Below are 14,466 nucleotides of genomic sequence, written 5' to 3' on the forward strand. Positions count from 1 at the left end.
ATCGTCCGCCGCAAGATCGTCGGCAACACACCACTCACTCGACTGGCACGCTGGTCGAGCAGATGTCAGGAGTTTGGGCATGACGGGTCTGGCAGCAGATCGGCGGACTTTCCTCAAGGGACTCGGACTGCTCGGGGCAGCGGCCCTGGTGCCGGGGTGCGCTACCTCGACGAATAGTCCGGGCAGTGGCAGCGCGGCGACTGGTGAGCTCTCGCTGCAGTCGAACCTCTCCAGCGAGCAGGCCAAGGCCGCGATGGAGAAGCTCGTTGCCGCATACAACAAAACCGGTGGTTCCCAGGTCAAGCTGAACACGGTCGCGGCGGAGATCTTCCGGACCCAGCTGCCGACGTACCTGACCTCGGCCAATCCGCCGGACGTCTACACCTGGTACGCCGGCTCGGTCGCGGACTCGTACGCGAAGAAGGACCTGCTGCTCGACGTCTCGAGCGTGTGGGACAGCATGGGCAACTACCCGAAGTCGATGCAGACGCTGTCCACCAGCAGCGCCGGCCAGAAGATCTTCGTGCCAACCAGCTACTACTGGTGGGGCATGTTCTACCGGAAGTCGAACTTCGCCAAGTGGGGCGTGACCCCACCGAAGACCTGGGCCGAGTTCCTCCAGGTCTGCAAGACGATCCAGGGCAAGGGCATCCCGCCGATCGGCATCGGTCTCGGCGACACCCCGTGGGTCGCGTCCGCGTGGTTCGACTACCTGAACATCCGGATCAACGGCGCGCCGTTCCACCGGCAACTGCTGGCAGGCGAGGGTGACTTCACCGACCCGAAGGTCAAGGCGGTCTTCACCAAGTGGCGCGAGGCGCTGCCGTACTTCGACCCGAAGGGCAAGTCGTTCCCGTTCCAGGAGGCGACGTCGGCGCTGCTGGCCGGCAAGACCGGGATGTTCCTGATCGGCACGTTCTTCGCCGACTCGGCGCCGAAGGACGCGCTGGACGACATCGACTTCTTCCAGTTCCCGATCATCGATCCCGCCGTACCGGTGGCCGAAGAGGCGCCGACGGACGGGTACTTCGCGTCGAAGAAGGCGAAGGACCCGGACGGCGTGAAGAAGTTCATGACCTGGCTGGCGACGCCGGAGGCGCAGGAGATCTACGTGCAGAGCTCGTCGGGTACGGCGATCCCCGCGAACCCGGACGGGAAGTCGGCCGACACCCCGCTGGTGAAGAAGGGCAAGGCGATGATCGAGAGCGCGGCGGAGCTGACCCAGTTCTTCAACCGCGATTCCAGCGACGCCCTGCAGCCGACCGCCGACGCCGCCCTGACCAAGTTCCTCGACAAGCCCGACCAGATCGACCAGATCCTGAAGGACTGGCAAGCAGCGGCCCAGAAGGTCTTCAAAGCGTGACGTCCACCGTGACAGAGACGGCTCCCGGCCGGTCCAGGCAACGGACCGGCGGGAGTCCGTCCCGCCGTACCAAGCGATCCGGACCACGGCGTCTGTCGCCGCTGATCCTGGCGTTCGTGCTGGTGCCGTTCGTCATCGAAGCCATCTGGGTGTTCTGGCCGGCGTTGCAGGGGTTCTGGTTGTCGTTGACGAACTGGGACGGCTTGTCGGCGCCCCGGTTCGTTGGGTTCGGCAACTTTGGTGACATGGTGTCGGATCCGATCTTCCGGACCGCGTTGAAGAACACGGCGATCTGGCTGGTGCTCTTCGGTGGGTTGAGTGTGATCGGCGGCTTCGGGATGGCGCTGCTGTTGCAGCGGGAGCGCCGCGGCGTCGGCATCTACCGGGCCGCGCTGTTCACCCCGGTCGTGTTCTCGCTGGTCGTCACCGCGCTGATCTGGCGGGTGTTCTACCAGCCGGACGGCCTGGTCGACACCGTGCTGCGGACCGTTGGCCTGGGCAACTTCATCCGGCCGTGGCTCGCCGATCCCGACACTGCGTTGTACGCCGTGATCGTGCCGGCGCTGTGGCGTCAGATCGGGTACGTGATGGTGCTGTATCTGGCCGGGCTGAAGGCGGTCGACCCGGCGTTGTACGAGGCCGCGAAGGTAGACGGCGCGTCGGCGTGGCAGCGGACGAGGTACGTCACGATCCCGCAGCTCAAGGGCGTGAACTCCGTTGTGCTGTCGGTGATCGTGATCGACTCACTGCGGTCCTTCGACATCGTCTGGTCGATGACGAGGGGCGGTCCGTACCACTCGTCCGAGCTCCTCAGCACGTACATGTACTCGACCGCGTTCCAATCCACCCAACTCGGCTACGCCTCTGCACTGGCCGTGGTCATCTTCTTGCTCGCCCTGGCCGTGATCCTCGGCTACCTGATCCGTGCCTTCCGGGAGGAAGCGTGAACCGGCTGAGAACCTCCGGGTACCACGTCGCGATGGGGCTCGTGTCGTTTCTGTGGATCGCGCCGATCCTGTGGGTGATCGTGATCTCGTTCCGCAGCTTCGACGATGTCGCGGCGAACGGGCTGGGCTCGCTCCCGCATTCGTTCACGTTCTCGACGTACAAGTCGGCGTGGGAGGACGCGGACGAGTTCCGGGCCCTGGTCAACAGTCTGCTGGTGACGATTCCGGCGGTGATCCTGAGTCTGGGGCTGGCGTCGATGGCGGCGTACGGACTGGCGCGGTACAGCATCCCGTTCCGGCGGACGATCCTGTTGCTGATGTTGATGGGGAACCTGCTGCCGCCGCAGATCCTGCTGATCCCGATCTCGCGGTTCGTGGAGTTGATCGGGTACTACGACACACTGATCGCGCTGATCGCCGTGCATGTCGGGTTCGGGCTCGGGTTCTACACGTTCGTGCTGCACGGGTTCATGCGGGATCTGCCGCGGGAGATCCAGGAGGCGGCGACGATCGACGGGGCCGGGCCGGGGAAGATCTACGCGAGTGTGATCCTCCCGCTGACCCGACCCGCTCTGGCTGCCCTCGGCGCCTTGTCCTTCACGTGGATCTTCAACGATCTGCTCTGGTCGATCACGGTCATCCGCTCCGGCGAGAAGATGCCTGTCACGCCGGCGTTGCTCGGCCTCCAAGGCCTGTTCGTCTCGTCCTGGAACGTGATCGCCGCCGGTACCGTCATCGCGGCCGTCCCCACGGTCGCCGTCTTCCTCCGCTTCCAGAAACACTTCGTCGGTGGGCTGGCGATCGGGGCGGTCAAGTGAAGACCTGGGCGTTGCGCGGTGACACCACGTCGTACGTCGTCGGCGTCCCGGACCACGGCCGGTGGGCCCAGTTGGTTGCCTGGGGCCCCCACGCGGTCGCCGAAGGCCCATCCACAGTCGCCCCGGTCGGCACCGAGCACTTCGTCCCACGGGCGGACGTGGAGCCGTTGGAGTACGCCGTACGCGGCGTCCGGTACGCCGCTCCAGTTGACCTGGTGGTGAGCGGTTCTGACGGCTCCGACGAGCTCCGCCCGCAGTTCGCCGGTGCCCGTGAAGGGGACGACGAGCTGCAACTGGAGTTCGTGGACGTGATCCGGCTCGTGCTGCATTACCGGATGGTCGGCGATGTAGTGGAGCGGTGGGTTGCCGTGCACAACGACGGGACCGATGAGCTCACGCTGCACCGACATGACTCAGCCGGCTTCGTGGTGCCGACCGGGACGACGGTGAAGTACCTGTGGGGTGAATGGAACAGCGAGTTCCAGCAGGCTGAGGTGACCCTCGAGCGCGGACAATTCACGATCGGGAGTGCACAGGGGATCACCGGGCACTCGTACTCGCCATTCCTCGCGGTCGACGGCCCGACGGCGTACGGCGTACAACTGGCGTGGTCCGGGTCATGGGAGATGAGCGCGGACGTGGACACGACCGGGCTGCTGCGGATTCAGGCCGGTCGGGTTTCGTCGAGTCTGGGGATCAGGCTGGCGCCTGGGGAGACCTGGGTGTCGCCGAAGGCGGTGGGCGCGTGTAGTGCGGAGGGGACCGATGGGCTTGCGCGCGTCTTCCACGACTACGAGCGATCGCTGTCGCGGAAGCTCACGCCGAAGGTGCTCTACAACTCGTGGTTCGCGACCGAGTTCGACATCCGCGCCGAGCATCAGCTCGAGCTGGCGCGACGGGCCGCAAGCATCGGGGTCGAGACGTTCGTGGTGGACGACGGGTGGTTCGTCGGGCGGTCGGATGACGCCGGCGGGCTCGGGGACTGGGACGTCGACCCGGCCAAGTTCCCGGATGGTCTCGACACCTTCATCGGGCAGTTGAAGGAGATCGGGCTCGACTTCGGGTTGTGGGTGGAGCCCGAGTCGGTGAGTCCGAGGTCCGAGCTGGCCGCGAAGCATCCCGAATGGATCTTGCGCACTCCCGGCCGCGATCCCGTCCTCATCCGCAACCAGCTCCTCCTCGACCTCAGCCGTGACGACGTCGCCGACTTCATCTGGACCACGCTCGACCGGCTGCTGTCGTCGTACCGGATCACATACCTGAAGTGGGACGCCAACCGGCCGCGGCTCGACGCCGGCGACCAGCGGCGCGATCTCGACGGACGCGCCGTCGGGAACCTGTACGCGATCCTCGACCGGCTCCGGGCCGAGCATCCCGACGTGTCCGTCGAGGGCTGTGCGGGCGGCGGCGCCCGCGTCGACCTCGGGATGGCCGCCCGGGTCGATACGCTCTGGCCGAGTGACAACACGGCCCCGCTGGATCGGCTCAGGATCCAGCAGGGGTTCCGGACCGGCTTCGCGCCCCATCTGATGAGCTCGTGGGTGACCGATGCCGTCGGCACCCATGACGGCCGCGAACGGTCCCTCGACTTCCGCTTCCACGTCGCGATGGCCGGCGTACTCGGCATCGGCGCCGACCTCTCGCGCTGGGACGACGAGCAGCTCGCGACCGCCGCGCGGCACATCGAGCAGTACAAGGGCATCCGCGATCTGGTTGCCGATAGCAAGGTCTACGGACTGTCGGCCGGTGTCCAGTACGTCGGTGCGACGCGATCCGTGGTGTTCCTGTGGGAGACGGGTGACGGCAACGTGCGCGGGACGTTGCCGACCAGGCCGCGACGCGTGCCGCTCGTCCAGCTGGATCCCGCGAAGGACTACCGGGTGGGGGACGAGGTCCACCCGGGCAGCTATCTGCTGCAGGTCGGCGTCCGCTGGGACGGCTCGACCGACTCGAACTGCCTGGTCGTCGAAGTACTCGACTGACCGCTCCGCTCAACGGCAGCAAAGGACAACAGATGAAGCGACTTCTCGGCGGGGTGATCGCGGCGGTCCTGGTGACCGCTTCGCTTGCGACCGCCACCACCTCAGCCACGGCAGCCCCTGCCGCGACGCCCGTGCTCAGCCCCACGCCGTACATGGGCTGGAACACGTACTACGGTCTCGGCGGCGACTTCACCGCGGACACGATCAAGTCGGTCGCCGACTCACTGGTGAGTCGCGGACTGGCGAAGGCCGGCTACGACATCGTCTGGCTCGACGGTGGCTGGCAGGCCGACCAGTCGCGGAGCGACGCCGGCGACCTGCAGCCCAACCCGGCCAAGTTCCCGGACGGGCTGAAGCCGGTCGTGGACTACATCCACAGCAAGGGTCTGAAGGCCGGCATCTACACCGACGCCGGCCCGTACATCCCGGGCAGGTGCGGTCTCGGCAGCGGCGGCTACTACCAGCGCGACGCGGACCAGTTCGCCGCGTGGGGCTTCGACGCGGTCAAGGTCGACTACCTGTGCGGTATCGCGGCCAACCTGGACCCGAAGACCGTGTTCACCGAGTTCGCGCACGCACTCCGCAACAACGCGAGCCACCGGCCGATGATCTTCAACCTGTGCAACCCGGTCACCTCGCCCGACTGGGGCAACTATCCGGAGTCGCAGCAGTCGATCAACTCCTGGACCTACGCGCCGGACATCGCGCAGTCGTGGCGGACCTACACCGACGTCGGCTTCCAGGGCGACATCAAGTTCAAGGACGTACTGCGGAACTACGACGTGAACGCGCGGCACCCCGAGGTGGTCAAGCCGGGCGCGTTCAGCGACCCGGACTACCTGGCGCCCGAGCTCGGGATGACCGACGAAGAGTTCCGCACGCAGTTCACACTGTGGGCCGTCGCGGCGGCACCGCTCGTGGTCGGCAGCGACATCCGCAAGCTCAGTGCGACGACGGTCGGCATGCTGACCGATCCCGACGTACTCGCGATCAACCAGGACCGGGCCGCGGTTCAGGCTGTCCGGGTCGGTGCCGCGGGGACGACGGAGACCTGGGTGAAGCGGCTCGCCGACGACAGCCGTGCCGTCGTGCTGCTGAACCGTGGCGACAGCGCGAGGACGCTCACCACGACGGCGGCCGCGGTCGGTCTGAGCGGATCGCGGTTCACCCTGAAGAACGCGTGGACCGACAAGGTGACCGAGAGCGCCGGCGTGATCAGCGCGGCGGTCCCGGCGCACGGTACGGCGCTCTACCGGGTGCAGCCCGCGCGTGGTGTGCCGGGGATCCCGCACGTCACCGCCGGGATTCCGCAGGTGACGAAGGTCGGGACCGACGCTCAGCCTGACGGCGTCGCACCGGTCGTCGCCGGTGGCGACGAGCTGACCGTTCAGGTTGCCGTCCGCAACGACGGACTGCTGCCGGTGCTCCAGCCGGCCGTGACGGTTGCCGGTGGCACCGGGTGGACTGTCAAGCCGTTGTCCAAGGCCCCGGATCTTCTTGCCGGTGGCAAGCAGGCGACCTTCGGGTTCACCGTGAAGCTCCCGGCCGGGGCCGCGCCCGGATCCGCGAGCCTCACCGCGTCGACGTCGTACCAGACGATCGGGTACGGCGTGCAGCGGCAGACGACCGTGTCACCGGTCGTGGTCGCGCCAGCGCCGCCGGCCGGGACCGTGCCGCTCTCGCATCACGAGTGGATCAGCGCGACCAGCGGCTGGATGTCGCCGACCGTGGACGAGAGTGTCGGTGGGGGCAACCCGATCAAGCTCGTCGGGCAGACCTACCCGACCGGCATCGGGGTCGCATCGCCGTCGCTCATCCGCTACTACCTGGGCAAGTCCTGCACCCGATTGACCGGGACCGTCGGGATCGACGATGTGGTGAGCAACGTCGGGCCGGAAGGCGGGACGTCGACGTTCCAGGTGGTTGGCGACGGCAAGGTTTTGTTCGACAGCGGTGTCGTCGACCGGTTCACTCCGAAGCAGGTCGATGTGGATCTGACCGGCGTACGCGTCCTGGACCTGGTCGTCGGTGACGCCGGCGACGGCGGCTACAACGACCGTGCGGACTGGGCAGCACCGACTGCTACCTGCTGAGTTCTGCTGAGGAGGGGCAGGCCGGCGATCGGTCTGCCCCTCCTCCAAGCTAGGTCCAGTCGATCTCGACCGACTTGAACCAGGTCCATTCGCGGCTGCGCCAGGTGGGGGACTGGTGCGACAGGCGGGTGGCGTAATCCGGCCAGTCGGTGGGGGTCGAGGACCAGGCCTTCTCGGCGGCGCCGGGGAGGCGGGGGAGGAGCATGAACTCCAGGTCTTCTTGGCTGGTGATGGTCTCGCACCAGATGGCGGCTTCTACGCCGGCGATCTGGGTGTCGGAAGTGACTTCCGGGGTGACCTCGAGCGGATCCCAGTCGATGCCGCCGCGGATCGACACCGGCGTATAGAAGGGGAGACCGACGCGCTGTCGCAGCTCTTCCTGGGCGGGGTCGGAGGACGGCTCCGCGTGCGGGCAGTCGAAGTAGAGGCGACTCGTCGGCGACATGATCAGGCGGGATCCGTGGGCGATCGCCCGCGGGACATCCTGCGCAGCTTTCTTCATGTGCTCGACCAGCACCGGCAACAGGTCCGGCGGCACCATCGAGCTGGCGTCACCGTCGAGCGACTCGAGCTGGCGCGGCTCCAGCCAGTACTGCACCACGTCGTCGGAGCTGATGGCGGCGCGGGCGATCTCCTGCCACCCCACCACCCGCTTCCCGCGCTCGCGGACGAGTGCCGCGGCCCGCTCCACGAACGCCGCGTGCGCCTCATCCGGCATCCCCCACGCCTCGTCCCCACCGATGTGCACATACGCGCTCTGCGGGAACTGCGGGATGACCGCATCCAGCACGTCCTCGACGAACGCCCAGATCTCCGGCCGCTCCGGTTCGAAAGTGTTGAGCGGGATGCTGGTTCCATCGCCGAGATCGACCGACCGCAGCTCGGCCGGCGCCAGCTCGGGGTACGCACTGAATACCGCGGTCGTGTGCCCGGGCATATCGATCTCCGGGACCACCGTCACGAACCGCTCGGCGGCGTACGCAACCAGCTCCGCCAGCTCGTCCCGCGTGTAGTAGCCGCCCGCCCGGTCGCCGACCGCGCCCTTCGCCCCGACCTCGGTCAGCATCGGTCGCGACGCCACCTCGACCCGCCACCCTTGGTCGTCGGTGAGGTGCAGGTGCAGCACGTTGAGCTTGTACAGCGAGAGCATGTCGATGACCCGGCGAACCTCGTCGGGTGCGTGGAACGTTCGTACGACGTCCAGCGACAACCCACGCCACGCAAACCGGGGGCCGTCGATGATGCGGGTGGCCGGCAGAACCGCCGTACCGTCGTGTGCGTGCGCCGCGATGAGCTGCCGGAGCGTGGTCAGCCCGCGATGCACACCCTCCGCCGTAGCACCCCAGACGCGTACGCCGTCGCCGGCGACCTCGAGCCCGTAGCGTTCGTCGGCGTCCTCGTTGCCGTCGGCCCGCAGACCCGCGACGGGCGCGACGTCCTCGAGGCCGGCCGTGTCGATCATGACCTTGATACCGGACGTGCCGGCGAGCGTGAACCCGGCGTCGGCCTGGACGTCGTCGACAAAGCGTGCGGCCACCTCGACGAGCTCGGCCGACTGCGCGACGACGGCGACATCGTCGCGGACGACGAAGGTCCCGCCCGGAGTGGTTTCGGTCGCGGGTGCAGGGATTACGGGAAGGGTCATGAGGAGAGTTTGCGGCAGCAGAGCGCATCCGGGTACCGTCCGGCGGATTCTTTCTGACTTTGCCGACTCGCCGTTTGATAGTGACATGTCGGTTATAGTCGGGCACTCTCATCTTGTCGAGAACTGCTTGTTTGGACAGCTGAGGAGACAATTGTGCGCAAAGCACGCCGCCCCCGCGCCCTCGCCGCCGGTCTCGCGGCCCTACTGACAGCCATCCTGGCCCCCGCGGCCGCCCAGGCCGCCAACCCATCGCAGCCGGACAGCGCGGCCGCAACGACCTCGGTGCCGGTGCAGCTGGTGTCGATCACCGACTTCCACGGATACCTGCGGCCGCCGTCGCCGGCCGACGGCGGGACCATCGCCGGGCCCGACGGGACCACGCAGGTCGTCGGCGGTGCGGCGTACCTGGCGACCCATCTGAAGGACATCCGGGCCGATCACCAGAACTCGATCTTCTTCGCCGACGGGGACAACTTCTCCGGCTGGCCGTTCGAGGTCGACGCACACGCGGACGAGCCGACGATCGAGGTGCTGAACGCGCTCGGGGTCGAGTTCTCCAGCGTCGGCAACCACGAGCTGGACGTGTCGAAGAGCTTCCTGGTCGACCACATGACCAAAGGCAAGTGCTTCGGCACGGTCGGCGTGGACAGCTGCTTCACCGACTCGACCGGCCACCGGTTCCACGGGGCGAACTTCGAGTTCCAGTCGGCCAATATCGTCGACGCCAAGGGCCGCACAATCGTCGCGCCGTACACGATCCGCTGGGTCCGCGATCACGGTCGCGCGTACCCGATCGGCTTCATCGGGATGACTGTCCCGGACACGCCGGTCGGCTCCACGTCGTACCAGCCGGACCTGAAGGCGCTCGACCCGGTCGAGTCGGCGAACCGCGCCGCGGCCGAGCTGACCAAGCGGGGTGTGAAGGCGATCGTGCTGAACATGCACGATGGCGGCACCGACGCCTCGGCGACGTACGACAACTGCATCAACCCGAGTGGTCCCGCGATCGACCTGGCCCGCAAGGTGACGCCGCAGGTCGACGCGATCGTCACCGGCCACTGGCACGCCGCGTTCAGCTGCAGCATCCCGGACCCGGACGGCAACCCGCGCCCGGTGGTCGAGGCCGCGAACCACGGCCGGCTGATCAACGAGATCAACCTGCAGCTCGACGGCCGGACCGGTGAGGTACTGCGCGATCGGACCACGTCGACCAATCACGCCGTCACCCGTGACGTCACGCCGGACCCGAAGATCCAGCGGATCGTCGACTACTGGGCCGCCGCTGGAGATCGCAAGTACGCCGAACCCGTCGCGACCGTCACCGGCGACTTCACCCGGACCGCCAACGCCCAAGGCGAGAGCACCCTGGCCGACCTGGCCGCCGACGTGCACCTGTGGACTGCCCGGCAGAACGGCAGCGCGGACCTCGGCCTGATCGCGGCCAAGCCCGCCGTCGGATCCACCGCACTGCGCGGCGACCTTCTGGTTGCCAACAGCAACAAGCCGGGCGACGCCGACGGACGAGTCATGCTCGGCGAGTCGTGGGACGCGTACGGCTACGGCAACCCGGTGCTGACGGTGAGCCTCACCGGCGCCCAGCTGGACGCCGTCCTCGAGCAGCAGTGGCAGACGCAGACGGATGGAACGGTGAAGTTCGCACCCCTCGCCCTGTCCGGCAACGTCACCTACACCTTCGACGCCGGCCGCCCGGTCGGCGACCGCATCGATCCCGCCGACGTGAAGATCGACGGCACCGCACTCGACCCGGCGAAGACCTACCGCGTCGCAGCCCTCGCCTACACCGTCATCGGCGCCGATGGCTACTCGGCCTTCAAGGCCTACACCCACCCGGTCCGCAACAACACCGACCATGAGACGTTCGCGGCGTACCTGAAGGCCCACAAGACGGTGACGCCGGCACCGCTCAACCGGGTGACGCAGAAGGGCTGACCCGTCATAGTCGATGTGTGGTGCTCGCGTTCGGCGGTGATCTGGAGTTCGACCCGGCCCTGTTCGAGGTGCGGCGGGGCGGTGTTCCGGTGCCGTTGGAGCCCCAGGCGTTCGATGTGCTGGCCTATCTCGTCTCGCACCGTGATCGGGTGGTACCGAAAGAGGAACTGATGGACGGGGTCTGGGGCGGCCGTTTCGTCAGCGAGACGGCCGTCACCAGCCGGATCAAGCAGGTCCGGCGGGCGCTCGGCGACGACGGCCACAGTCAGCGGATGATCCGGACCCAGCACGGCCGGGGCTACCGGTTCGTCGCGCCGGTCGAGGCGCGGGCGGTGCTCCGGGCGGCCGAACCGATCCGGTACACCGTCAGCGACGGGCTCCACATCGCCTACCAGGTGACCGGTGGCGGTCCGCTCGACATCGTCCTGATCTCGGGGTTCGTGTCCCACCTCGAGCTGGACTGGGGCGACCCGCGGCATGCGCACTTCCTGCATCGGCTGGGGTCGTTCGGCCGGTTGATCCGGTTCGACAAGCGCGGCACCGGGATGTCGGACCGGCCGTCCGGTCTGCCGGACGTCGAGACGCGGATGCACGACGTCCTGTCCGTGATGGATGCTGTCGGTTCGGAGCGGGCGGTGCTCGTCGGGTATTCGGAGGGCGGGCCGCTCGCGATCATGTCCGCCGCGGCGCACCCGGAACGCGTCGCCGGGCTCGTGCTGTACGGGACGTACGCCAAGCGAGCCTGGTCGGAGGACTATCCCTGCGCGCAGAAGCAGGAAGTTTGGGCCGCTTACACCGAGGAACTCGTCAACGGCTGGGACTGGGAGGCGGACATGCGGATGCGCTGCCCGTCCGCGGACGAGCCGATGCAGCAGTGGTGGGGGCAACGCATGCGGGCCGCGGCGACGCCGTCGACGGTCCGGGCGCTGATGAACATGAACGCACTCGTGGATGTCCGGGACGCGCTGCCCGCCGTACGGGTCCCGACCCTGGTCCTCCACCGGCTGGGCGACGCGCTCATCGATCCCGCCGGCGCCCGGTACCTCGCGGAGCGCATTCCCGGTGCCCGGCTCGAACTCATCGAGGGCGAGGACCACTTCGTCTCCGGCGATCCCGATCAGATCCTCGACGCGATCGAGCGGTTCCTGCACGAGCTGCCCGCAGCGGAGCCTCGCCCGTCCGCCCTCGCCGCCGTCGTCGCGCCGGCCAGGCCACGCGCCGACGAGGTCGCGGACGGTCTGGTCGAGGCCGGTGGACGCCGGTGCTCAGGACCTGGCGGCCGGCCGGTGGTGTTGTTCGACGGTCCGGCTACGGCCGTGCGCGCCGGGCTCGCTCAGGTCCACACCGCCGGCCGACTCGGTGTCGCGATCGCGGAGGTCCCGCGGGACGAGACCGAGCTCGACGCGTACGGCGTACAGGTCGCGATCACCTTGGCCGACAAGGCCTTGCCGGGATCGTTGTGGCTGACTCCTGGTGTGCGGGACCTGCTCGCGGGGTCTGGTGTGGTGACCGAGCCCGTCGGTACTCACCTGGTCGACGATGCCGAGCCTCAACCCGTGTTCCGGGCAGTCGCGGCGCAATGACAGCCGGTCTGCCCCCGAGCGGCAGACCGGCGACTGAGTGGTTGGTCAGGCGGTCGCGACGTCGATCGACACCGGGACGCCGTGCGTGATCACGTCGTACACGGCCGAGCGGTTCATGGACTGCTCGACCAGGGCCTTCAGCTTCTGCGCCTCGGCATCGCCCTTGACGTGGAAGACGACACGGATCGCTTCGTACCCGTTGCGGACTCCAGGGTCGAGGCCGAGGATGCCGAGCAGGTTGATGTCGCCTTCGACGGTCGAGGTGACCTCCTCGAGGGTGATCCCGCGCGCCGCGGCGATGTTCGCCAGCCCGCTGGTGAGGCAGGCGGCCAGCGCGTGCAGCAGGTGCTCGGCCGGCGTCGGGCCGTTGTCGCCGCCGACCAGTACCGGCGGGTGGTCGGCGTCGAAGGTGAAGTCGGTGGGACGGGTGTTCTCCTGTCCGGCTCCGTAGAACCCGTTGATCGTGCCGCGGTTGTGCGTGCCGCTGATCCACCGGTTGGTGGCGCGGAACTGGAAGCGGGCGATCTCCGGCTGGGCCTTGACGGCGTCGAGCGTCGCGAACAACGTGGCGGTGTCGACTCCGTTTCGATGGCTGTCGGTCGTGGTTGCGGTCATGATGCTCTTCCTTTCAGGCAGCAAGGTTTGCTGTGAGTCCGGGAAACGAGGCCAACGCGTCGGCTTCGCGTTCGAGTGCGTCGCTGAGCTGGAGTTGCAGCTCCACGAAGCGGTTCGGCGGTGGGAAGGCGGTCAACGCGCAGGTCAGGTCGAAGACCTCGCGCGCCATCGCGTCCCGCGTCTGCTGGTACGACGTCATCGCGGTCCGCTCGACCGTGGGGTCGTCGAGGCACCGGTCGATGGCGGTCGCCAGCAGCTCCGCATCGCGGAACGCGTCGGTGATGCCGTGCCCGGTGATCGGATCCCGGTGGTAGCCGGCATCGCCGACCAGTGCCCACCCGGGGCCGTGGGACCGGCGAACGTAGTTCGGAAGATCCGCGGTTCCGCGCAGTCGTGCGGTGACACGGCCGGCGCGGACTCGGTGGCCGAGGTCGGGCACCAGCAGTTCGAGCTGCTGGACGAACGCGGCGCCGCGTGCGGAGCCCGCCGTACGGATCGGTTCGAGCAGCGGGGTCGGGCGGATCAGCCAGACACACGCCGCACCGTCATGCGTCGGGAAGACGCCGGCGAACGTATCGGGCGCGATGTGGAACTCGTAGGTGTCCGACCGGAGACCGGTCACATAGGTGTAGAAGACCGCGCATGGTGAGGTGTGCTGCTCCAGCGTCTCGGCGCCGAAATAGCCCGCCATGCGCGACCCGCGCCCGTCCGCGCCGACCACCATGCGGGCCGGCAGTTCGACGCGGTCGCCGTTCGCGGACCGGCCGACGATGCCGGCGACCCGGCCGTCGTCCGATCGCAGCAGACCGGTCGCGGTCACCCCGGTCCGCAGCTCTGCGCCTGCCTCCACCGCCGCGTCGGCCAGCAGACCGTCGAGTACATGACGACGGGGTGCGACCAGCATGTCCACGCCGGCGCGCTGCTTGATCCGCCGTACCTTCGAATTGCCCTCGATGTCGAACCGCACCTGCGTGACCGCCGGCGCGCCGCTGTCGAGGATGCGATCGAGCAGACCCCAGCGGGACAGTTGGACGACGCCGCCACGGATGAGTCCGTGCGTCGACAGCGTGTCGCTCGGCAGTCGCGTCTTGTCGACCATGAGGACGTCGTGGCCCATCCCCGCCAGCAACCTCGCGGTCGCCGCCCCGGCACACCGTGCCCCCACCACCACGACGTCGTACATCTCCCGCCCCCATCTCCAGCCCGATGGGACGACTCTGCGCCGCGTTGGTCATCCGAAGCTTGGAGAGGACGTGGAGGATCCGATCATCACGAATCCTCCACATTTCCACCGCCCGGCCGCCAAGCGGCTGGGTGGGGTCCCGCCGCACCTAGCGCCGCGTCTTTGGGGAAAGAAACTGTCGGCGAGATCAGGGGGTGGTCGCAACGCGGTGTAGGTCGTCGATGAGGAGGGTAGCGAACATTTCGCGGGGGGTGTGGTAGTCGAGGCGTTTGCGGGGTCGGTCGTTG

The 14,466-nt window shown here is 68.1% G+C and carries 10 protein-coding genes; 7 read left to right on the forward strand and 3 right to left on the reverse strand.

Going from position 1 to position 14,466, the window contains the following annotated elements; all coding sequences use genetic code 11:
- Window positions 1-79 precede the first annotated feature (79 nt).
- The 5 genes from ACXC9Q_RS35875 to ACXC9Q_RS35895 are packed head-to-tail and all read left to right on the forward strand — an operon-like array spanning window position 80 to window position 7,203.
- Window positions 80-1,363, forward strand: a complete 1,284-nt coding sequence (locus tag ACXC9Q_RS35875) for an ABC transporter substrate-binding protein (protein WP_457061088.1) — start codon at window positions 80-82, stop codon at window positions 1,361-1,363.
- Entirely contained in the window at window positions 1,360-2,310 is a 951-nt protein-coding gene (locus ACXC9Q_RS35880) for a carbohydrate ABC transporter permease (RefSeq protein WP_457061089.1), read from the forward strand. Before ACXC9Q_RS35875 ends, ACXC9Q_RS35880 begins: the two co-directional genes overlap by 4 nt.
- Window positions 2,307-3,128, forward strand: a complete 822-nt coding sequence (locus ACXC9Q_RS35885; protein ID WP_457061090.1) for a carbohydrate ABC transporter permease — start codon at window positions 2,307-2,309, stop codon at window positions 3,126-3,128. The genes ACXC9Q_RS35880 and ACXC9Q_RS35885 overlap by 4 nt, the downstream gene beginning before the upstream one ends.
- A complete protein-coding gene (locus ACXC9Q_RS35890; RefSeq protein ID WP_457061091.1) occupies window positions 3,125-5,110 on the forward strand; it encodes an alpha-galactosidase in 1,986 nt (661 codons plus the stop codon). Before ACXC9Q_RS35885 ends, ACXC9Q_RS35890 begins: the two co-directional genes overlap by 4 nt.
- Before the next feature lie 32 nt (window positions 5,111-5,142).
- Window positions 5,143-7,203 carry an NPCBM/NEW2 domain-containing protein gene (locus ACXC9Q_RS35895; protein WP_457061092.1) on the forward strand — a complete coding sequence of 687 codons (2,061 nt, stop codon included), beginning with the start codon at window positions 5,143-5,145 and terminating at the stop codon, window positions 7,201-7,203.
- Between the two features lie 49 nt (window positions 7,204-7,252).
- On the opposite strand, the gene ACXC9Q_RS35900 is transcribed toward ACXC9Q_RS35895, so the two are convergent.
- Window positions 7,253-8,848, reverse strand: a complete 1,596-nt coding sequence (locus tag ACXC9Q_RS35900; protein WP_457061093.1) for a beta-N-acetylhexosaminidase — start codon at window positions 8,846-8,848, stop codon at window positions 7,253-7,255.
- Between the two features lie 153 nt (window positions 8,849-9,001).
- Here ACXC9Q_RS35900 and ACXC9Q_RS35905 point away from each other — a divergent pair, with 153 nt between their 5' ends.
- A complete protein-coding gene (locus tag ACXC9Q_RS35905) occupies window positions 9,002-10,798 on the forward strand; it encodes a bifunctional metallophosphatase/5'-nucleotidase (protein ID WP_457061094.1) in 1,797 nt (598 codons plus the stop codon).
- 17 nt (window positions 10,799-10,815) lie between these two features.
- On the forward strand, window positions 10,816-12,381 hold the full coding sequence (locus ACXC9Q_RS35910) for an alpha/beta fold hydrolase (RefSeq protein ID WP_457061095.1): 1,566 nt from the start codon (window positions 10,816-10,818) through the stop codon (window positions 12,379-12,381).
- Window positions 12,382-12,426: 45 nt separating this feature from the next.
- Here ACXC9Q_RS35910 and ACXC9Q_RS35915 read toward each other — a convergent pair whose 3' ends face one another.
- Window positions 12,427-12,996, reverse strand: a complete 570-nt coding sequence (locus ACXC9Q_RS35915; RefSeq protein ID WP_457061096.1) for an OsmC family protein — start codon at window positions 12,994-12,996, stop codon at window positions 12,427-12,429.
- A 13-nt stretch (window positions 12,997-13,009) separates the two neighbouring features.
- The gene (locus ACXC9Q_RS35920; protein WP_457061097.1) at window positions 13,010-14,179 is read right to left on the reverse strand and encodes an NAD(P)/FAD-dependent oxidoreductase; all 1,170 of its coding nucleotides are present in this window, start codon (window positions 14,177-14,179) and stop codon (window positions 13,010-13,012) included.
- Window positions 14,180-14,466 lie beyond the last annotated feature (287 nt).

The organism is Kribbella sp. CWNU-51, from assembly GCF_054073265.1.

Bases quoted from the DNA above. Each gene is read 5' to 3' on its own strand.
- ACXC9Q_RS35875 (WP_457061088.1), top strand. From the start codon at position 80: ATGACGGGTCTGGCAGCAGATCGGCGGACTTTCCTCAAGGGACTCGGA.
- ACXC9Q_RS35895 (WP_457061092.1), top strand. From the start codon at position 5,143: ATGAAGCGACTTCTCGGCGGGGTGATCGCGGCGGTCCTGGTGACCGCT.
- ACXC9Q_RS35900 (WP_457061093.1), bottom strand. From the start codon at position 8,848: ATGACCCTTCCCGTAATCCCTGCACCCGCGACCGAAACCACTCCGGGC.
- ACXC9Q_RS35915 (WP_457061096.1), bottom strand. From the start codon at position 12,996: ATGACCGCAACCACGACCGACAGCCATCGAAACGGAGTCGACACCGCC.
- ACXC9Q_RS35920 (WP_457061097.1), bottom strand. From the start codon at position 14,179: ATGTACGACGTCGTGGTGGTGGGGGCACGGTGTGCCGGGGCGGCGACC.